This is a genomic window from Streptomyces sp. NPDC038707, assembly GCF_040636485.1.
GTDB lineage: Bacteria > Actinomycetota > Actinomycetes > Streptomycetales > Streptomycetaceae > Streptomyces.
Genome location: NZ_JBEZUP010000036.1, coordinates 1 through 20,502, shown reverse-complemented (window position 1 = coordinate 20,502; position 20,502 = coordinate 1). Strand labels below are relative to the sequence as shown.

At 67.2% G+C, this 20,502-nt stretch carries 16 protein-coding genes and 1 pseudogene; 12 read left to right on the top strand and 5 right to left on the bottom strand.

The window, feature by feature from the left end:
* Positions 1-26 precede the first annotated feature (26 nt).
* The 3 genes and pseudogenes from AB0E62_RS32850 to AB0E62_RS32840 form a co-directional block, all read right to left on the bottom strand.
* A complete protein-coding gene (locus AB0E62_RS32850; protein ID WP_362202181.1) occupies positions 27-719 on the bottom strand; it encodes a class I SAM-dependent methyltransferase in 693 nt (230 codons plus the stop codon).
* A gap of 1 nt (position 720) precedes the next feature.
* Positions 721-1,630, bottom strand: a pseudogene (locus AB0E62_RS32845) (aminoglycoside phosphotransferase family protein).
* A gap of 77 nt (positions 1,631-1,707) precedes the next feature.
* On the bottom strand, positions 1,708-2,457 hold the full coding sequence (locus AB0E62_RS32840; RefSeq protein WP_362202178.1) for a hypothetical protein: 750 nt from the start codon (positions 2,455-2,457) through the stop codon (positions 1,708-1,710).
* 225 nt (positions 2,458-2,682) lie between these two features.
* Between AB0E62_RS32840 and AB0E62_RS32835 the strand changes: the two genes are divergently transcribed.
* Positions 2,683-4,038, top strand: a complete 1,356-nt coding sequence (locus AB0E62_RS32835; RefSeq protein ID WP_362202175.1) for a tetratricopeptide repeat protein — start codon at positions 2,683-2,685, stop codon at positions 4,036-4,038.
* A gap of 35 nt (positions 4,039-4,073) precedes the next feature.
* The gene (locus AB0E62_RS32830; RefSeq protein WP_362202172.1) at positions 4,074-4,574 is read left to right on the top strand and encodes an NUDIX domain-containing protein; all 501 of its coding nucleotides are present in this window, start codon (positions 4,074-4,076) and stop codon (positions 4,572-4,574) included.
* Positions 4,575-4,583: 9 nt separating this feature from the next.
* Here AB0E62_RS32830 and AB0E62_RS32825 read toward each other — a convergent pair whose 3' ends face one another.
* A complete protein-coding gene (locus AB0E62_RS32825) occupies positions 4,584-7,727 on the bottom strand; it encodes a tetratricopeptide repeat protein (protein WP_362202169.1) in 3,144 nt (1,047 codons plus the stop codon).
* Positions 7,724-8,074, bottom strand: a complete 351-nt coding sequence (locus AB0E62_RS32820) for a trypco2 family protein (protein WP_362202167.1) — start codon at positions 8,072-8,074, stop codon at positions 7,724-7,726. Before AB0E62_RS32820 ends, AB0E62_RS32825 begins: the two co-directional genes overlap by 4 nt.
* Positions 8,075-8,820: 746 nt before the next feature.
* Here AB0E62_RS32820 and fabG point away from each other — a divergent pair.
* From fabG to AB0E62_RS32770, 10 genes are all read left to right on the top strand, one after another.
* Entirely contained in the window at positions 8,821-9,567 is a 747-nt protein-coding gene (gene fabG, locus AB0E62_RS32815; protein ID WP_362202164.1) for a 3-oxoacyl-[acyl-carrier-protein] reductase, read from the top strand.
* 2 nt (positions 9,568-9,569) lie between these two features.
* A complete protein-coding gene (locus AB0E62_RS32810; RefSeq protein ID WP_362202161.1) occupies positions 9,570-10,319 on the top strand; it encodes an alpha/beta fold hydrolase in 750 nt (249 codons plus the stop codon).
* 36 nt (positions 10,320-10,355) lie between these two features.
* Positions 10,356-11,291, top strand: a complete 936-nt coding sequence (locus AB0E62_RS32805) for a TauD/TfdA family dioxygenase (RefSeq protein WP_362202158.1) — start codon at positions 10,356-10,358, stop codon at positions 11,289-11,291.
* 57 nt (positions 11,292-11,348) lie between these two features.
* Positions 11,349-12,323: a TauD/TfdA family dioxygenase gene (locus AB0E62_RS32800; RefSeq protein WP_362202155.1), complete on the top strand. Its 975-nt coding sequence runs from the start codon at positions 11,349-11,351 to the stop codon at positions 12,321-12,323.
* A 24-nt stretch (positions 12,324-12,347) separates the two neighbouring features.
* Positions 12,348-13,304, top strand: a complete 957-nt coding sequence (locus AB0E62_RS32795; protein WP_362202152.1) for a beta-ketoacyl-ACP synthase III — start codon at positions 12,348-12,350, stop codon at positions 13,302-13,304.
* A gap of 108 nt (positions 13,305-13,412) precedes the next feature.
* Positions 13,413-13,661, top strand: coding sequence for an acyl carrier protein (locus AB0E62_RS32790; RefSeq protein WP_362202149.1), 249 nt, complete (start codon positions 13,413-13,415; stop codon positions 13,659-13,661).
* Between the two features lie 3 nt (positions 13,662-13,664).
* The gene (locus AB0E62_RS32785; protein WP_362202146.1) at positions 13,665-15,062 is read left to right on the top strand and encodes a condensation domain-containing protein; all 1,398 of its coding nucleotides are present in this window, start codon (positions 13,665-13,667) and stop codon (positions 15,060-15,062) included.
* Positions 15,059-16,072, top strand: coding sequence for a 2,3-diaminopropionate biosynthesis protein SbnA (gene sbnA, locus AB0E62_RS32780; protein ID WP_362202143.1), 1,014 nt, complete (start codon positions 15,059-15,061; stop codon positions 16,070-16,072). Before AB0E62_RS32785 ends, sbnA begins: the two co-directional genes overlap by 4 nt.
* A complete protein-coding gene (sbnB, locus tag AB0E62_RS32775) occupies positions 16,066-17,097 on the top strand; it encodes a 2,3-diaminopropionate biosynthesis protein SbnB (protein WP_362202140.1) in 1,032 nt (343 codons plus the stop codon). The genes sbnA and sbnB overlap by 7 nt, the downstream gene beginning before the upstream one ends.
* A 63-nt stretch (positions 17,098-17,160) precedes the next feature.
* The coding region (locus AB0E62_RS32770) for an amino acid adenylation domain-containing protein (protein WP_362202137.1) at positions 17,161-20,502 on the top strand (3,342 nt) is incomplete at its 3' end.

The window sequence follows — 20,502 nt, the reverse complement described above, 5'->3', positions numbered from 1 at the left end:
TTCTCCCAAGGGAGCCGGGGCGGGGGTCAGAGCTTGCGCGCGGTGATCATCAGGGTGGTGGGCCAGCGGCCGTGACGGGCGTCGTGGAACTCCTGGGCCGAGGCGAGCCAGAGGCCCGCGCGGCCGAGGTGTTTCTCCCAGCGCTCGGCGTCGAAGTCCCAGCGGGCAATGGGTAGTCGGGTGCGGTCGGGGAGGGTGACGTAGTCGCGGCGGGGCCGGTCGTCGGTGGAGGGGCGTAGGCCACCGCGCTGGGGGTGGGGGACGGAGAAGGCGAGAGTGCGCCCGGGTTTGAGGTGCTGGGCGATGGCCGGGAGCAGAAGCTCGGGGGCTACGAGGCCGATGGCTCCGAAGACGGAGTAGATCGCGTCGAACTGCTCGTCGCAGGCTTGCAGGTAGTGCAGGGCGTGGCCGGCGACAAAGGTCAGGTTGTGCAGTCGGCCGTAGTGAGAGCGGGCTCGGCGGACCTGGAGGCCGACGAGGTCGACGCCGGTGACCTGGGCGCCGTAGCGGGTGGCGAGGTGGGCGGCGTTGTGACCGGGGCCGCAGCCGAGTTCCAGCAGCCGCTTGCGGCGCAGATCCGGGCCGAGGATTTCGGCGCCGGGGCCGCTGCCGGGCCGCGTGGTCCATTCCATGCGAGCGGGTACGGACAGCGGTTCGGCAGGGCTGGCTGTAGTGCGCTGGAGGGCGTGGACATACCACGGGGAAGCCTGGGCGAGCACGTCAGACCTCCAGGAGGTGGAGGACGTCGGTGAGGTGGCGGCGGACGGCCTTAATGTAGGCGGGGTCGGTGGCCGGGTCGTTGATCCAGCGGATGGACTGCTCCATGAACCACTCGACGGCCCACATGCGGTGCCAGCCCAGTGCCCACTTCTCAGCAGCCAGTCCGCCGCGTTCGGCAAGGGCGTCGGGCGTGCCGCCTTCGGCGACGTACGTCTCCAGGAAGACCCGCAGGCGCACGGGGTCAGGGGCGTCGAGGGTGCCGTGCCAGCTGGCGAGGTCGAGCAGGCCGGGGCCGGTGAAGGCGCGGGCGAAGTCCAGCAGCCGCCAGCCGTGTCGCCCGATATGGAGGCTGGTGGGGTGGAACTCGGAGTGCATCCAGCCGAACGGAGCCACCGTCGCACCGGCCGAGCGTGCCTCAGCGGCCTCGGCGATCCGGTCGAGAGCGTCCTCGACGTCGTCCGCGTCCCGCCACCGCTCGGCCTTCTGGCCGACCGAGGTGCTCCAATGCCTGGCTCGGCAGGTTACGCAGCCGCTCCTGGTCCAGGACCGGCAGGGCGGTGGCCGTGCGGGTGCCGTGCAGGACCACGGCAGCGGCAGCGCCGTCGAGGTCGTCGGCTTCGCGTACGGAATCGCCGAGATCCTCCAGCAGCATCCCGAGCCAGCCGTCCACCACTGCGGATGCGTGAACGGCAGGCACCGGGACACCGAGGGTGCGTGCCAGCCGGAGCGCCTGGTCCTCGCTGTCGAACGGCTTCTTGGCGTACTTGAAGATGGCGGTGGTGCCGTCGGTGAAGGTCAGGCGTTCGACGCCGGACATGGACCACACGCGCACCTCCTCCCGCACAGCAGCAGACCGGCCGGTGATGGTCAGGAGGTTGTCCAGGAGGTCGGCGTTGAGGGTCGTGTCCATAAGGGGGCTCCAGTGCGATTGAAGGCATCCGGGGCGGGCGAAGAGTGCCGGCCCGCCCCAGAGCCAGGGCTGTGGTGCTACGCGGCCGGGGTCACGCGGTGGGCGTAGATCTGCTCGATCCAGCCGGCCTTGAAGGCCGCGAGGTCGTCGCGGAAGGCGGCCATCGAGGCACCGTAGGGCGCCACGACCCCACCGGTCTGGTCCGGCACGGACTGGCAGCCGTGCACGAGCCGTCCGCCGAGGGCGGCGTGGGCCTTGATGGACTCGATGCGGCGGTGCTCGTTGAACCAGCCGCCGTGGTAGACCTCGTCGAGCATGCCGCCCATCTCGTCGTCCAGGTCGAAGACGACGGAGGTGGCGGCGGGGAAGAACCAGCACGGGCCGACGTTGGAGATGTGCCCGTCCAGCTCGACCTTGTTCAGTGCCATCAGCGTGGCAGCCTGGCGCAGCATCCGCAGGTGGTCGGCGGTGATCTGCGGTAGGCCGAGGCCAGCGAGGTGCTCGTCGCGGAAGAGGTATGCGTACACCTCGTAGGCGGTGGCGAGCACGTGGGCCGCGTCCGTCGTGGAGGTGGCGTGGGTCTTGATGAACTCCAGCGCGAGCTGCTCGACCGCGCTCTCAGTCGTCTCCTCCACGTCCAGGAGCTGGGACTTGACCAGCTCCCAGTCGGCGACGAGCCACGTGCTGGACTCGAAGCGGAAGAAGTACTCGGCCGGGTCGATGGTGATGCGCCGGCCGTCGACCTGGATGCCGGGCAAACGGCTCCAGCGCTCGTCGAACGCCTCGGGCAGTACGACCGTGATGGCCATGGTGTCGATGGTGGTCACCGTGTCTCCGTCTCTGATCGGCCGGGTTCGGGCACAGGAATGCCCGAACCCGGAGCGGGCGTACGGAACTTCGGGCAGCCGCCCGACCGAAGGGGGAGCCTGGTCACGGTGTCGGACCGGGGCCGGGCGGCTGATGATTAGTGAACCTTCCGTCACGCACAGTGGGTACGGTGAGAGGCAGTTGAAGCGGTATACGCGGTTTACAGCTCCGCAGCGGAGGCGATCGTGGCAGTGCAGAGAGGCCCCAACTCCCGTTTGCGTGACGTCATCGAGGCGATCGGCTGCACGTACGAGGCTCTGGCGAAGGACATCCGGCGTATCGCGGCTGAGAACGGTGAGATTCTACGAACCAACAAGTCGGCCGTCTCCCACTGGGCGAACGGCACACGCCAGCCCACCGGACGAACCGGCCAGTACCTCGTAGAGGCGCTGTCTCGCCGGGCAGGCCGCACCATCACCTTGGCCGAGATCGGCCTTCGCGCACCCGAAACTGCGGTGTCGGAGGAGCCCGATCCTGTTCTGGCCGCCACCGATCTGGGTCGAGCCGACGTCGAACGCCGCCGTTTCCTTGCCGTGGCTGCTTTTACTACGGCTGGCGTGGCTATGCCACTCTTCTACGACCATGAGGTCACGGCACGCATGCTGCGGGCGCGCACCGGTAGCTCCCTGGTCGGGATCGAGGACGTGGACGTCGTACGGCAGATCACCGCTGCCTTCAGTGCGGCTGACGAGCGCCTCGGCGGCGGCCATGGCTTGACCACGGTCACCGCCTACCTTGCTGACACCGCAGCGCCCATGCTCCGCGGACGCTTCCCGAGCGAAGCCTTACGGCAAGCGGCCTTCGGCGCCGTCGCTGAACTCGCGTACCTCGCCGGGTGGAAACACCACGACCTCGGCCAGGAAGGGGCCGCACAGCGTTACTACCAGGTCGGCTACCAGCTCGCCTGCGAAGCCGACCCACGCGGTCACGCCGCCTGGATGATGCGCGCCCTCGCCCACCAGGCCCTTAGCCTCAGGCAGCCCCACCACTGCGTTGACCTCGTCGAAGGCGCCCTCACCCGAGGTCTCGGCCACGTCGACGGCCAGACCGAGGCGCTGCTGCACATCACCCACGCCCGCGCCTACGCGGCTGTAGGCGAGAAGCCCGCAGCGGCCCGCGCCTTGCTCGCCGCCGAAGACGCCCTCCTGCGCGACGACGGCCCCCAGCCCAGCTACTCCCGCGTAAGCGGCCCGGCAGCCGGCACCGTCGCCAGCCACACCGCCCGCACGCTGACCGACCTTGCCGACCACGTCGGCACCGAGCAACAGCACCGCGACGCCTTGGTGCGCTGGGACCCCGAGAAGTACAAGCGCGTCCACGCCCTCACGTACGCCGACCTCGGCGACAGCCTCGCCGCCCAGGCCCGCGCCGACGAAGCCGTCGCCGCCTGGTCCCAGGCCCTGAGCCTGATGGAGGGCATGACCTCCGACCGCACTCGCAAGGCGATCACCTCACTCCGTTCCACCCTCGCTGTCTACCAGCGTCGCAAAGTTCCCGGAGCCGCCGAACTCGCCCGCCGTGCACGCGAAGCACTGGCTTAAGCTGCCCACCAACCGGCCGATGAAGGGACGTAACCGTGGCTCAGCGGACAACCGATGACCAGCCCAAAGCCCAGCCGCCCGCCCTCGAATCCATGACCCTGCTGGTTGCCGCGGTCATCGTCCACGACACGGCCACCAACCGGGTCGTCCTCCTCCAGCGCAGCCAGAACGCCAAGTTCGCCCAGGGCATGTGGGACCTCCCCGTCGGCAAGAGCGAACCCGGCGAACCGATCACCGAAACCGCCGTACGCGAGCTGTATGAGGAGACGGGCCTGACCGTGAAGCCGGAGTCGCTGAAGGTCGCCCACATCATCCACGGCGCCTGGGGCGTCGAAGCCCCCAACGGCTTCCTCACCGTCGTTTTCGCTGCACACGAATGGACCGGCGAACTTGAGAATCGCGAGCCCCGCAAGCACGCTCAGGTTTGCTGGATCGACGCCGACGAGATCCCTGGGGATTTCGTGAACACTACCGCCAGCGCCCTTCACCGTTACCTGGGCGACGAGCACCAGGTCTCACTTGATGGTTGGACCTGACGCCAGACACTAACCGTGCGATTCCCTCAGGGGGACCCAACGAGTCATCGAATCCCAGGACTCCAGCACATTCGTCAGCCCCTCGATAGTGGCTGAGCCTTCTGGTCCAAGGGCGCTAGTCACAATGAGCAGCAAGCCGCCATACCGCTTTACCAGTGCGACTAGCTCCCCTGAGGCAGGAGCTGACCAGATTTGGTGAAGAACCGCCACCGCCACCTCGTCGTCACCAACAAAAGCCCAGGCAAGGGAGTCGGACCTTTTCGGCGGTAATCCGGCCCAGAGCGGCTGGAGATGAAGGGCTGAACCCAAGGTTGACTGCGGCCCGTACATGCCGGTTGCTGTCCAGACTTGGTCGTCCAAGAGCAACTGGGCTACCTCCAGAGAGGGGTTCACGATAAGGGCCGGAACAACCTGTCCACCTACCGGCACTCCAGCGCTGAATGACTTCCAGCTGATCCCAGCATCCTTCGCGAAGGTGGTCAGGGCGGACTCGTTCCATCGGGGAAATCTGCACAACCCAAAGTGAAATAGCCTGGCATCCGCTCTTGTGTAGTGATCGTCTACGTACAGGGCTGGTACACCCTCTTTTAGAGGGTGCCCGCAATCGAGGCAGTCTCCAGCCCAGAGGATCTGCATAAGGAGGCGAGTTCCCTCATGTCCAAGCTTATCCAGAGTATCTAGACTAGTGGCTAGATACCGCAGACCAGGGAAGTCGTCTGGGGCTTCAAGGACGCACCAATCTATTTGGCATCCCTTGTCGCGCGCCCGACTCCACCACTCCTCTCCCATTTGGACATTCCCGAAGGAGTAGGCGGTTACCCCAGCCATCAAGTAACCAATCGGGTCACCCAAATGACCTTGTTGAACCGCTGCATCATACGCTTTAGATACATAGGTATTCGCTGTTTTGTGATCCTTCTTTCGTAATAGGACGCCAGCATACGACAAGGCTGCGAGTGGAATCGCACCGTCAGCCGCAACTCTCAATGCTTCTACCGCGTCGTCTGACTGCCATTTTGATGTCAGCCAATCGGAATAGTGAAGCGCGCTCCCTGGGTCACCGACCTCGGTACCGCGCTTCCAAAGATCCACCGCCTCATCTTTATTGCCCAACTTTTCGGAGACCAGGCCGAGAGCTCCAATTGACTGCAATTCTCCACGCTCAATTGCCAGCGTGTACCAATCGCGTGCACCCTGCAGATCGCCTCTCGCGAAACATAATGAGCCCATATTGTGAGTACCGGTTGAGTCGCCGAGGTCTGAAGCGCGGTGAAAGTATATGCTAGCGCCCTCGTAGTCATTTTCCGAAGCCAGTAGCGCCCCAAGATTAATCAGACCGTCAGGGTCATCAATTTCAACGAGAGGACGGAGTGCATCTTTTGCAGTGTCTAGCCGGCCTGCGACCCTAGCCACAGTTGCTACCGCCACTCGCCGCGAATTATCTACAACACGCAGAGCTTCTTCCCAAACTTGATCTGGGAGATCACTCGGATGTGAATGGCGCGCAACGTCGGATACTAGGTAATCAAATGGTTTCCACGTCCCGCCCTTGCTCGGGACCAGTGGGCTAGTCACTCCCAACACGATTCGGGCTGCCCAGTTCCACGCTTCTTCGAGCCCTTCCGGCCTTAGAGCCGGACCGCCTGCCTGGTCTAGGTAATGATTGTGCAAGCGCTCCACCGCGTCAGGTGGCAGAGAGGAATCCACTCCCGTGCGTGCGAGGGCTATCGCGGCGGAAACAAGTGCCGCTCCCCGCGGGTTACCTTTCGCTCGGGAAGCAGATCGCCAAAGCTTGAGCACCTGTGGCCCTGCCGCCAAATATTCGGCCAATCCATAGGCTCTGTCGGATTTGAGCGCCTCTGAGATTCTTGGATCCTCGCTGAGGGAAGCAATTTTTCGCTCGCCATCAGACCAGATCCTCTCAAGAGCGATGTGATGTGCTCTACGGAGTATTCTGCCAGGAGAAGAGGGTAGACGGGGGCCGACGCCTCGAGATATGGATGAGATATCTTTTTCATCGGTGTAGTGCTCGTAAAAATCCGTCCGTAGAGTCGCGAGCACAGCTACTCGCCGACTAATTAGTCCGTCGAGTAGTGAGGATGTAAGCCCGTCGGAGCGTAAATAATCATGCAGGTCATCGAGCCACACAACCCTCCTTTCGCCGCTCACGAAGGATATAAGCGAGGACAGCTCTGCGTCTGGGTCTGGCTTGCAGACTAGCCACTCACCTAGCTTGCGACGCATGCCTTCAAACAGGGCTCTCGACTTTCCGGCCGCGGAGTCCCCTGTCAGCAGGAGCATGCCGCCTGCATCCGCCAGCGACTCGAGTTGCTCGTCCAACTGACCATCAACGGCACGAGAAACGTATTCTACGATTTGCGAATAGCCGGGGGAATCCGGAACGCGATGAACCCCAAAACCAATCGGATCAGCTTCAGAGACAGGTTGCCAATGAAATTCGCTAGAGTCGGCGAGTACTTGCGATATCTGCTTAACGACTTCCGTCAGCTCCGGCTGCACCCCTCCCACTTCTCGAACAGCTCGCTTGAAGTCAGGGTCGCTCAGCAGAGCGGAAACTGGAACCGCTTCAACGCGAGCATGCCCCCATTGCACAGGGTCTCCGCAGACGACGCCAATCAGATAGTCGCCAACAAAGAGGGCGGCGCCCGACATTCCTTGCCATGGCGATTGGGAGGAATCATCAGTCATAGGGGGTGCAGAATGGGCACTATCTAAAACGTAGCGGCCGCGCAGGACAGAAGAACCTGGCTTCAGGGTTCCCACTATTTGTTCAGTGTCCGGCCTTGTCCCCTCCCAAAATGAAATCCGAGGGTATCCGATCGCTTCACAGCCATCCCAGGCTGACAGGCCCGAGATTCTACCCCACTTGATATGAGAAATCTGACACTTCGATGCATCGGCCACTAGATCTTCATTAGCCTCAAGCAATGCCGCGTCACACGCCTCATCGTAGCGCCGCCATATGAGCCGACAACGCTGTACGCCTGTACCGCCGGGCACGGCGACGTGTGCATTGTCATTTCCATCGAATAGATGGGCCGATGTGAGGATCAGGCGCGAGTTCAGCAGGTAGCCACTACCTTGCCGGGCTGCCCGAACAATGGCAACTCGTTCGGCAGACCGCGCGCTCATTCGCTGTGTCCTCCAAGTGGTGTTTCAAACACATCCATGCTTACTTCGGCCTGACTGCCGATTTCCACGGGCCTGCCGTCTCTGAAATTTTTCGGCCTCAATTTCACGGACACCTTGTGGGTGGCAGTGTGTGTCACTCCCGACAGTGCGTCGCTCGAAATAACCCAAGCTTTGAAGCCTGCTTTAACGCTAGCATCGCGACGCAACTCGACGGAGAATTCGAGATTTATCTCTTCGACCTCAAACCTGATTGGCTGGCCATTCGATGCATCTACAGAGGAAATAAGTTGATCCCTCAAGCCCTGCACTGCCGCAGTGAGTTCCACGTTGTCCAAGGGGTCTCGCATGCCCATACTCCCCGCCCTAACGGCTCTCAACCCGGTTATCATTATCACGTATCCCGGGCGTCTAAAGTGGAATTCTCGGACTTGACCGGAATTAATCGCTGGTGGCCAATTGGGCCCTCTTGCGTCTCGTCGGTATATACGGCACATGCGCAACGCTGCCTGTTGCAGGGCTGAGCGCCGCGGAGATGTGCAGCGTGCCCCGGTGAGCCGGGCCCGGAGTGACGCGGGCGCTCAGGACGACCGCATGATGGAGGGGGCAGCGCCTGGTTGGGGCTGCGTGGAAGACGAAGGAAGCAGCTCAGGTCGGCTCGTGCCGCTGGAATCCTGCGCAGGACTGCGTGAGCGATGCGTGAACGGACGGGGTAGTACAAGCTGGACGAGGGCAGCATGTGGCGCTCAACCGCGTGCCGCTGACCAGGGGAAACAGGATCTGGCGGCACCTTTCGGCACCACCCTTCACGATCATGCAGGCCCTCGTAATGCGTAGGTCTCGGGTTCGAATCCCGAAAGCGGCTCCGAGAAGACCCAGGTCAGACATCCTCTGGCCTGGGTCTTTGTGGTTTTCAAGATCGATTCGCGGTGGCACGGACCCCCTTTCGAGGCACCTGGCGGACCCCTGGCCGGTCGTCCTGCCAGGGGTGACAGACGGTGACGGTGGCGGGCCGGTGACGGTGGTGCTGGAAGCCGTATAGGCCGGATATAGCCGAGGAACTCACTCTCGTTTCATTCGAACGGATGGGGGAAGAGTGTCCGATCAAGAGGCGCGGGTGGCACTGGTCACCGGGGGGTCGCGGGGCATCGGTCGAGCGGTCGCCGCCCGGCTCGCGCGGGACGGTTTCGATGTGGCGATCTGCTACCGCTCGGACGACGCGGCGGCGGAGCAGGTCGAGAAGGAGATCCGGACGTTCGGCCGGCGCGCCCTGATCCGCAAGGTCGACGTCGCCGACCGGACCGGCGTCCGGACGTTCGTCGCCGAGACCGAGGCGGAGCTGGGCCCGGTGTCCGCGGTGGTCACCAGCGCGGGTATCACCCGTGACCGTCCGATGGCGCTGATGTCGGACGACGAGTGGGACTCGGTGCTGCGCACCAATCTGGACGGTACGTACAACCTGCTGCGCTCGGTGGTGCGGGCGATGATCCGGCGCCGGGCCGGCACGGTGGTCACCCTCGCGTCGGTCGCCGGGGTCGTGGGCAACGCGGGACAGACGAACTACTCGGCCTCCAAGGCAGGGATCATCGGCCTGACCCAGGCGCTGGCCAAGGAGTTCGGCCGGTACGGTGTGCGCGCCAACGCGGTGGCCCCGGGTTTCATCGACACCGAGATGGTCGCTTCGGTGCCGGAGGCGATGGCTACGGAGGCCATCAAGCGCATTCCGCTCGGGCGCTTCGGCACCGCTGACGAAGTGGCGGCGCTGGTCTCCTATCTGGTCTCCTCGCAGGCCGAGTACATCACCGGACAGGTCCTGCGGATCGACGGAGGCATGGCGCTGTGAGGGTGAGCGCTTCGGAGATCTGGTTCCGCAGGTACGAGCGGGAGGGCACCCCCCGGCTCCGGCTGGTCGGCTTCCCGCACGCCGGTGGCAATGCCCAGCTCTTCCACGGCTGGCCCGCGCGGCTGCCCGCCGAGATCGAACTGCTCGCCGTCCGCTACCCCGGCCGGCAGGAGCGGCTCTCCGAGCCGTGCATCGAGTCGATGGACGAGTTGGTCGGTGAGATCACCGAAGCACTCACCCCTTACCGCGACACACCGTTGGCCTTCTTCGGGCACAGCATGGGGGCCGCGGTGGCCTACGAGGCGGCGGCACGGCTGGAGACCGGCGACGGCGAAGGCCCGGTGGCGGTGCTGCTCTCCGGTCGCGACGCCCCGCACCGTACCCCCCGCACCCAGCTGCACCGGGCCGCCGACGAGGTGCTGATCGCCGGCGTGGGGCGGCTCGGGACACTCGGCGGGGATGTCTACGGCATCCCTGAGCTGCGCGACCTGCTGCTGCCCGCGCTGCGCTCCGACTACAGGCTGATCGAGACGTACCAGCCGGAGAACCCGGTGAGGCTGCGCGCCCCGATCGTCGCGTACCAGGGTGACCGGGACCCGGGCTGCGACCGCGAAAGGGTGCTGGCCTGGCAGGAGCTGACCAGCGGCGGCTTCACGTTGCGGTCCTTCCCCGGTGACCACTTCTACCTCGCCCCCCGGGAGGCGGAGCTGACCGCGGACATCGCGGAGCGGCTGGCCCATGTCCCGGTTTGACAGACGATCTGACGGCTACAGCGAGAGGGCAGCGCCGTGACGAACACCCAGACATGGGCGCCACTGGAGATCAAGGCCGAGGGTGAGGGCGGGGTCGATCAACTGCTCGCCCAGCTCGAAGGGCTGGAGGGCGGCCTGGCCGACGCCCTGGTACGCGAGAAGGGCCTGGTCTTCCGGGGGTTCGGCATCACCGAGGACACCCTCGACAAGGCGCTGGACCACCTGCTGCCGAACCGGCTGGCGTATGTGCACGGCAACTCGCCGCGCACCAAGGTCGGCGGCAACGTCTACACCTCGACCGAGTACCCGCAGGAATTCGACATCTCGATGCACAACGAGATGAGCTACGCCCACGCCTGGCCGAGCCGTCTGGCGTTCTTCTGCCAGACGCAGCCCGGCACCGGCGGCGCGACGCCCGTCCTCGACTCCGCCAAGTGGCTCGCCATCCTGGACCCGGAGGTGCGCGAGGCCTTCGCCGGCGGCGTGCGTTACGTGCAGAACCTGCATGACGGCTACGGTCTCGGCAAGAGCTGGCAGGACACCTTCGAGACCAGCGAACGCGCGGACGTCGAGACCTTCCTGAAGGGCGCGGGCGCCGAGTGGGAGTGGCGCCGGGACGGCAGCCTGCGCGTCGAGTCGCAGCGGCCGTCCACCACCAGGCACCCGGTCACCGGTGTCGAGGTGTGGTTCAACCAGGCCGACCAGTGGCACCCGAGCGGTCTCGGTGACGACACCGCCGCGGAGTTGTACTCGATCCTCTCGGCTGACGAACTGCCGCAGTCGGTGACCTTCGCCGACGGCGGCGAGATCCCCGCCGAGTACGTCGTCCAGATCCGCGACCGCGGCCTGGAGTCCGCGGTGAACGTGGACTGGCGCACGGGCGACCTGATGCTGATCGACAACGTCCTGCTCGCACACGGCCGCCGGTCGTTCACCGGCGACCGCCGCATCCTGGTCGCGATGTCCGACTGAGGCCCTGACCGGCCCCGGCTTGCGCAGCAGACCCTCCGACGACAGAGCGAGTTGATCATGACCATCACCTCGGAAGAGGTACCCGCCGGCTGGGCGGGCAGCGGCACGGTACCGGGGCTTCGCCGGCCCGCCGTCGCGGGTACCGGGATCCACGACTACATCACCGAGCACCACGCCGAGCTGCGGGAACTGCTCACCGAGCGCGGTTCGTTGCTGCTGCGCGGCTTCGAGGTCGGCGGTGTGGACGGCTTCAGCGGAGTCGTCGAGGCGTACTCGGGCACGTCCCCGCTGGCCTATGCGGAGCGTTCGTCACCTCGCTCGACCATCAAGGGGCAGGTCTACACCTCGACCGACTATCCGCGGGAGGAGGAGATCTTCCTCCACAACGAGAACTCCTACCAGGCGGTCTGGCCGCAGCGGCTGTACTTCTACTGCGTCGAGCCGGCGCTCACCGAAGGCGCCACCCCGCTCGCCGACATCCGGCAGGTGCTGCGGTCGATCGATCCGCAGGTGCGCGAGGAGTTCACGAAGCGAGGCTGGCAGGTGGTGCGCAACTTCCACGTCGGCTTCGGGGTTCCCTGGCAGGAGGCGTTCAACACCTCCGACAGGAACGCCGTGGCGGGGTACTGCAGGGACCGCCGTATCGAGGCCGAGTGGCTGCCGGACGGTGCGCTGCGCACCACCGCCACCCGCGCCGCGGTGCACCGCCACCCGGTCACCGGCGAAGAGGTGTGGTTCAACCACGCCACCTTCTTCCACGTCAGCACCCTCGCCCCGGAGGTCGGTGCCGGACTCCGCGCGATCTTCGCCGACGAGGAGCTGCCCACGAACACGTTCTACGGCGATGGCGGGGCCATTCCGGACGACGTGATGGACCATCTCCGCGCCGCTTACCGGTCGGCGACCGTCCGCTTCGACTGGCAGCGCGACGACGTGCTGATCGTCGACAACATGCTCGCGGCGCACGCACGCGAGCCGTTCACCGGGCCGCGGCGGATCGCCGTTGCCATGGCCGAGCCGTCAAACGCCTGATGGCACAGGAGAGTTGAGGAACATATGACCGGGATCATCGGCTCGCGCATCTCCGGCATAGCCGGATATCGGCCGAACCGCCAGGTCTCCAACGAGGAGCTGTCGGGGATGACGACGGTCTCCCCGGAGTGGATCACGCAGCGCACCGGCATCAAGACCCGGTACCACGCCGAGGAGTCGGAGGACATGGTCACCATGGCGGTGGCCGCGGGCGAGAAGGCCCTGGTCCACGCGGACATCGACCCGACCGAAGTCGGCCTGACGATCATCGCCACCACCACCCGCAGGCAGCGGATGCCCGGTATCGCCCCCGAGGTGGCCAGCCGTATCGGCCTGCCCAACTCCGGTGCCTACGACCTCAACGCGGTCTGTGCCGGCTTCACCTACTCGCTGGCCATGGCGTCCAACGCGGTCCGCGTCGGTGACGCCCGTCATGTGCTCGTCGTCGGTGTGGAGCGGACCAGCGACTGGATCGACCCCGAGGACCCCGACACCTTCGTCATCTTCGGTGACGGCGCCGGTGCCGTGGTGGTCTCCCACTCGAACGGGCCGAACATCGGTCCTTCGGTCTGGGGCAGTGACGGCAAGCGGCACGAGGCCATCGCCATCAACGAGAAGGGCGACGGCGAGGAGTACGTCACCATGAACGGCCCGCTCGTCTACAAGTGGTCCACGGCCACCATGCCGGGCGTCGCCCAGCGCGCCTGTGCGGCCGCCGGGGTCACCATGGACGAGATCGACTGGTTCGTCCCGCACCAGGCCAACAAGCGCATCATCACGACCCTCGCCCAGCAGCTGGAGATCGCGCCCGAGCGCGTCGTCAACGACGTGGTCGACACGGGCAACACCTCGGCGGCCTCGGTGCCGCTGGCCCTGAGCCGGCTCAAGGAGAGCGGTCGCAGCACCCCGGGGGACAAGGTGCTCCTCCTCGGCTTCGGCGCCGGTCTGACCTACGCCGGCCAGGTCGTACGGATGCCGTAGCGGACCACCGCCGCGCGCACCGCACGTTCCCTCAGGGTCCAACCCCTCGAACCCCACGCCTCACACCCCCACGTCCCCGTACGTCCACCGGAATGAAACGGAAAGCACATGACGACCAGAGAAGACCTGACCAACGAGGTCATCGCTCTGACCGAGCGCACCGCCCCGGACCTGGAGGGGATCGTCACCGCCGACCTGAGCTTCGACGAAATGGGCATGGACTCCCTGACCCGGATCGACCTGCTGGCCGCCGTGGAGAAGGCGTACGGCCTCGAAGTGCCCGACGACCAGATCGGCAACCTGATCGGCATCAGCAACGTCGTCGACTTCCTCACGGCCAGCAAGGCGGGAGTCTGACCGATGGACGGTACGGACCCCATTGGCGGGGCGATGCCCTTGTCGGTGGGCCAGGCGGGGCTCTGGCTGCTCCACACCCTGGCTCCCGAGAGCGCGACCTACAACCTCGCGGGTGGTGTCCGCATGGCGCCCGCGCCGGACCCGGTGGTCCTGGCGCGGGCGGTACGGGCGCTCACCGCGCGCCACCCGATGCTGCGGTCGGTCTACGGCGAGCCGGACGGTGTCCCCGTTCGTTACGTACGCGAGCCCGGTGAGGTCGCCGAACTGGAGATACGCGATGTGCCGGACGCCGACGACGACGAGCTGAGGCGGATCTTCGAGGCCGAGGCCCGCAAGCCCTTCCGGCTGACCGAGCACGGCGCCTTCCGCCCGGTACTGCTGCGCCGCGAGAACGACGCGGTGCTGCTGTGCCTGACCCACCACATCGCCACCGACGCGATATCCCAGTGGACCCTCTGGCGCGACCTGCTGGAGGCGTACGAGGCGTACGCTTCCGGCAAGGAGCCCGGCTGGGCACCGCTCACCAGCGAGTACCAGGACTTCGTCGAGCTGGAGCGCTCGCTGCTCGACTCGCCGCGCGCCCACCGGCAGGCGGAGTTCTGGCAGGAGCAGCGCAAGGGCTCCGTACCGGGGGAGTTCCCCCTGGACAAGCCCCGGCCCGCGATCCCCACCGGCCGCGGCGCGAGCCTGGTGTGGAAGCTGCCCGGCGCGCTGTCGGAGCAGCTCAAGAACGCCGCGGCGGAGCAGGGCGTGTCGCAGTTCGCCATGGCACTCGGCGCCTTCCAGACGCTGCTGCACCGCTGGAGCGGGCAGACCGACTTCCTGATCGCCTGCCCCGCATCGGTCCGCCGTGGCGCGGCCAAGGACGTGGTCGGCTACTTCGTCAACCCGATCCTGATCAGGGCGCAGATCGACCGGGCCGACACGGTGGGTGAGGTGATCGTCGCCGCCAACGAGAGGCTCCGGCAGACGACGTCCCGGGCCGGCTATCCGTTCCCGCTGGTCGTGCAGGCCGCGGCGACACCGGATCCGCTGTACCGGGTCTCCATCACCATGGTGAACAGCGAGCGCTTCGGTTCGGGCCTGGACGGGGTGGTCTCCGGCGACGCCCTGAAGGTGGCCGGGCTCACCATCACCTATCTGGAGATCCCGCACCTCGAGGGACAGTGCGACCTGTCGCTCGAAGTCACCCGCGACGTGTACGGACTGACCGTGGCCTTCCGCTACAACACCGAACTCTTCGAACGGGACACCCTGGAACGCCTGTACGAGCAGTTCCTCCGCATCCTGGAGTCCGCAGTCGCGGACCCGGGCCGCAAGGTGTCCCGTATCTCGCTGATGTCCGACGCGGAGAAGGCCGCTCTGCTGTCGATGAGCGGCAGCCCGGGCGGCGGATCATGAGCCGACGGGTACTTCCCGGCATTCTCGACGCGATCGGCCACACCCACCTGGTGGAGCTGGGGGGCCTGCTTCCGCGCTTCTCCTCCCGGGTGTTCGCCAAACTCGAGGCCTTCAATCCCGGTGGCAGCGTCAAGGACCGGTCGGCGCTGGGCATGCTGATCGGCAGGATCCGCGACGGCGAGCTGATTCCGGGCCGGTCCACGGTGGTGGAGTCCAGCTCGGGCAATCTGGCCATCGGCATCGCCCAGATCTGCCGGTACTACGGGATCGACTTCATCTGTGTGGTGGACCCCAAGACCACCCCGCAGAACCTGGCCATCCTGCGCGCCTACCAGGTCACCGTGGAGATGGTCACGCAGGTCGACCCGGAGACCGGTGCGTACCTGCCCATGAGGCTCAAGCGGGTACGCGAGCTGGTGGCCGCCATCCCCGGCGCGTACTGGCCCAACCAGTACGCGAACCCGCTCAATCCGCGCGCCCATCAGCAGACCATGCACGAGATCGCGCAGGCGCTGGACGGCAAGGTGGACTATCTGCTCACCTCGACCGGCACCGGCGGCACCATGACCGGCTGCGCGCAATACATCCGGGACCACGGTCTCTCCACCACCCTGGTGGGGGTCGACGCGCTGGGCAGTGTGCTGTTCGGCGGAGTGTCGGGACCGAGGCTGCTGCCCGGACACGGCGCCGCGGTCCGTCCCGCCCTGTTCGACCCGGCGCTCGCCGACGAGGCCGTGATCGTCTCCGACCTCGACTGCGTGGTCGGCTGCCGGACCCTGGCGCGGCGTGAGGCCATCCTGGCCGGCGGTTCGTCGGGCGCCGTGGTGGCCGCTCTGGGCAAGCTCGCCGACCGTGTCCCGCCGGGCAGCAACGTCGTGATGATCTTCCCCGACCGCGGCGACCGCTATCTCGACACGATCTACTCCGACGACTGGGTGCGGGCCCACTTCGGCGAAGTCTCACACCTCTGGAAAGAACCGGATCACACCTTGGCGGTGGAAGCATGCTGATCATCAGACACCGTGAGGTCGCGGGACTGCTGGACGGACGCGAGAAGGAGGTCATCGATCTCGTAGCCGACGCCTACCAGCGGCACGACGAGGGGCGCACGAGTCTTCCGCACTCCGTCTTCCTGCGCTTCCCGGACCGGCCGAGGGACCGCATCATCGGCCTGCCGGGCTACCTCGGCGCCGGCCCGGACCGCGGGGCCGACGGCGGCACCGACGAGGTCGCCGGGATGAAGTGGATCTCCTCGTTCCCCGGCAATGTCGAGGCCGGCACGGAGCGCGCCAGCGCCGCCATCCTGCTGAACTCCCTGAAGAACGGGCACCCCGAGGCGCTGATCGAGGGCTCGCTGATCTCGGCGCAGCGCACCGCGGCCTCGGCCGCCCTCGGAGCCCGGCTGCTGCTGGGCGCCCGCAAGCCGTCCGGTGTCACACTCATCGGCACCGGCGTCATCAACCGCGAGATCCTGCGCTTCCTCGCCGTCGAGCGGCCGGAACTGAGCAGCCTCGCGGTGTACGACCAGGACCCGGAGCGCGCCAGGCGCTTCACCGCGCAGAACGCGCGGCTGCTGCCCAACGCGAAGGTGCGCCACTGCACCTCCCTCGAGGAGGCGCTGGGCGCACACGACCTGATCTCCTTCGCGACCACGGCCGGCACCCCGTACACCGACCTCGACGCCTGCTCGCCGAGCGCCGTGGTGCTGCACATCTCGCTGCGGGACCTCACGGTGCCCGCGGTACTCGCTTCGCACAACGTCGTCGACGACCCCGGCCACGTCCTGCGGGAGCGCACCTCGCTGCACCTCGCGGAAGAGGAGACGGGCCGGCACGACTTCATCGACGCGAGCATCGGGGCGTTGCTGCGCGGTACCGCGCGGCTCACGCCCGACCCCGGCAGGCCGCTGGTGTACTCGCCGTTCGGCCTCGGCGTCCTCGACCTGGCCCTTGCCCGCTACGTCCGGGACACGGCACGCCGGGGGGGCGTCGGCACCCTCATCGACGGATTCCTGCCGGCGCCGGCGCCCCACTAGGACGCCCTCGGCGACCCGCAGACCCCCCGCAGGCAGTAACTGATCACCACTTCTGGAGAAGAGATGTCTGTCCCGCTGCACGAACTGATCGCTCACCAGGCCGGCCGCACTCCGCTCGCCACCGCGGTCGACGACGGACAAGGGGCGATGACGTATGCGCAGCTGGACGGGCGGGCGAACCAGATCGCCCGGCTGCTCCAGTCACGCGGCACCGGCCCCGAATCGCGGGTGGCGGTCTGCCTGCCGCGCGGACGCGAACTGATCGCGGCACTGCTCGGTGTGTGGAAGGCCGGCGCGGCATACGTGCCGCTGGACGCGGGCCACCCCGCTGACCGCATCGCCTACATGACCGTCGACAGCGGCGCGCAGACGGTTGTGACCACCGCCTCGGCGGCCGCCCACTTCGCCACCGCGACGCCCGGCGGAGTCGTCCTCCTGGACGATTCGGACAACGGACTCGACGCGTACGACGACGGTCCGCTCGACCCGGTCGCCGGCCCGGACCACGCCGCGTACATCACCTACACCTCCGGCTCGACGGGCCGCCCCAAGGGCGTGCTCGTCCAGCACGGCGGCATCGCGAACCGGGTGGCCTGGCTGACCGGCCGCCAGGGTCTGGGCGCGGACGACCGGATGCTGCAGAAGACCGTCGTCACCTTCGACGCGGCGGCCCTGGAACTCTTCGGCCCGCTGGCCGCCGGCGGCACTGTGGTGATGGCCCCCGAGGGAGTCGAGTCGGACCCCGCGCTGCTGGTGAAGACGGTCGCCGCGCAGCGCGTCACCGTGCTGCAGGGCGTGCCGTCCGTACTGCGGCTGCTCGTCGACGAACCCGGCTGGGCCGAGTGCACCGGGCTCCGGCTGGTCTTCTCCGCGGGGGAGGCACTGGACGCCGAGCTGTGCCGCCGGATCGGTGAGCCCACCGGCGCCAAGGTGTGGAACACCTACGGGCCCACCGAGTGCGCCATCGACGTCACCGGCCAGGAGTTCGATCCCGCACTGCACGCCGAGGCCGTGCCGATCGGACGGCCGATCGACAACATGCGGGTGTACGTCCTGGACGAGGACCTCGATCCGGTGCCGATCGGTGTCGTCGGCGAGCTGTACGCGGCGGGCATCGGGACGGCCCGCGGTTACGTCGGCAAGCCCGGTCAGACCGCCGAGCGCTTCATTCCGGACCCGCACGGCCCGGCCGGCAGCGTGATGTACCGAACGGGCGACCTGGCCCGCTGGCGCTCCGACGGCGCACTGGGCTTCCTCGGCCGGGTCGACCACCAAGTCAAGGTCAACGGCGTACGGATCGAACCGGCCGAGGTGGAGGCCGCCCTGAGCGCGCACCCCGATGTACGCGGCGCGGTCGTCACCGCACGCGTCATCGGCGGAGCGAAGCGGCTGGTCGCCCATCTGACGGCGGGCCGTCGGATCCCCCGCGACGAGCTGCGCAGCTTCCTGCGCAAGCGGCTGCCGGAGCCGATGATCCCCTCCCTCTTCATACCGGTGGACGCCTTCCCGCTCACCAGCAACGGCAAGGTGGACCGCAACGCGCTGCCCGACCCGGAGCAGCGGGGCGCGGACCGGGACGGCGAGGGCGCCGCCCACATCGAGCCCCGGACTCCCTCCGAGCGCCTGGTCGCCCAGGTCTGGGAGCAGCTGCTCCAGGTCGAGCGGGTCGGCACCCAGGACGACTTTTTCGCGCTCGGCGGCTCCTCGCTGGTCCTCACCCGGCTTGCCGACGCACTGCGCAAGGCTTCCGGTGACGACATCCAGCTCCGCGGACTCTTCGGCGCCACCACCGTGGAGGCCCAGGCGCGCCTGCTCGACGCGGCCAGGCCCGCCGTCTCCGCGGTGGAGCCGGTGCGACGCGACCAACTGCTGCCGCTCTCCTTCGGGCAGCACCGGCTCTGGTTCCTGGACCGGATGCACCCGGGCAGCGACGAATGGGTGGCCCCCCTCTTCCTGCGGCTGCCCGCCGGCACGGCCGACGAGACCGTGCAGAGGGCGCTGGACGCCCTGGAGGCCCGTCATGAATCACTGCGCACCCGGTACCGGCTGAACGGTGAGGAGCCGCACCAGCTGGTCGTCGACCCGCAGCCGGTCGAGCTGCGGGTCGAAAAGGCCAGTGAGGTGGACCTGGAGGGCCTGTTCGGCGAGCAGTTCCGTCGCGGATTCGACCTGACCGACGGCCCGCTGTGGCGCGCCATGCTCGTGCGGGTGCCGGCCGGCGGGCCGGTGCTGCTGGTGACGACGCACCACATCTGCACCGACGGCTGGTCGACGGTGCTTCTGGAGCGCGAGCTGCGCGAGCTGTGCGCCGCCTTCGAGGAGGACCGCGAGCCGGCACTCGATCCCGTGCCCGTGCAGTACGCCGACTACGCCGCCTGGCAGGCGGCTCGCTCGGACGACCCGGTCCTCGACCGCCAGCTCGACTACTGGAAGACCGCCCTGGACGGACTGCCCGACCTCCAGCTGCACACGGACCGCCCCCGGCCGGCCCAGCGCGACGGTCGCGGCGCGGGTGTGCGGTTCTCCGTACCGGCCGGACTCGCCGACGCCCTCAGCGGCATCGGCCGCCGGCACGGCGCGACCCCGTACGCCACGCTGCTCGCCGGCTTCGCCGCGCTGCTCTCGCGCCACAGTGGCCAGGACGACTTCGGCATCGGCTCCCCGGTCACCGGCCGACTCCGTCCCGAGATCCAGAACACCATCGGGTTCTTCCTCAATTCGCTGGTCATGCGGTGCGATCTGACCGGTGACCCGACCTTCACCGAGCTGCTGCAGCGCACCAAGAACACGGTCATGGCCGGATTCGGGCACCAGGAACTGCCGTTCGAGCGTCTGGTGGACGAGCTGCAGCCGGTCCGTGACCTGTCCCGGACCCCGCTGTACCAGGTGGCTTTCGACCTGCAGGACGAGGGAGCGACCTCGGTCACCGCCGACGGTGTGCTGATGGACGCCTTCCAGGGCGCCTGGCGGGTGGCCAAGACCGACCTGACGCTGTTCATCTGGCGTCAGGCGGACGGCTCGCTGATCGGTGCGCTCGAGTACGCGACGTCACTCTTCGACCGGCCGACCGTGGAGCGGATGGCGGAGCACTTCGTGCGGCTCCTCGAAGGCGTCGCCGCCGACCCCGATGTGGCGCTGTCGGCCATCGACATCTCCTCGGTCCACGAGCGTCGGCTCCTGCGGGTCTGGAACGATACGGCGGTGGTGGTGCCGGAGGTGTCGGTGCCGGATCTGGTGGCTCGTCGGGCTGTTGGTGTGCCGGGTGCGGTGGCGGTGGAGTGTGGTGGGCGGCGGTTGTCGTTCGGTGAGTTGGATGTGGCGGCGAATCGTCTGGCGCATCGGTTGCGTGGGTTGGGTGTGGGGGTGGAGTCGACGGTTGCGGTGTTGTTGGACCGTTCTGTCGAT

Bases quoted from the DNA above. Each gene is read 5' to 3' on its own strand.
- AB0E62_RS32825 (WP_362202169.1), bottom strand. From the start codon at position 7,727: ATGAGCGCGCGGTCTGCCGAACGAGTTGCCATTGTTCGGGCAGCCCGG.
- AB0E62_RS32820 (WP_362202167.1), bottom strand. From the start codon at position 8,074: ATGCGAGACCCCTTGGACAACGTGGAACTCACTGCGGCAGTGCAGGGC.
- AB0E62_RS32800 (WP_362202155.1), top strand. From the start codon at position 11,349: ATGACCATCACCTCGGAAGAGGTACCCGCCGGCTGGGCGGGCAGCGGC.
- AB0E62_RS32795 (WP_362202152.1), top strand. From the start codon at position 12,348: ATGACCGGGATCATCGGCTCGCGCATCTCCGGCATAGCCGGATATCGG.
- AB0E62_RS32790 (WP_362202149.1), top strand. From the start codon at position 13,413: ATGACGACCAGAGAAGACCTGACCAACGAGGTCATCGCTCTGACCGAG.
- AB0E62_RS32785 (WP_362202146.1), top strand. From the start codon at position 13,665: ATGGACGGTACGGACCCCATTGGCGGGGCGATGCCCTTGTCGGTGGGC.
- sbnA (WP_362202143.1), top strand. From the start codon at position 15,059: ATGAGCCGACGGGTACTTCCCGGCATTCTCGACGCGATCGGCCACACC.
- sbnB (WP_362202140.1), top strand. From the start codon at position 16,066: ATGCTGATCATCAGACACCGTGAGGTCGCGGGACTGCTGGACGGACGC.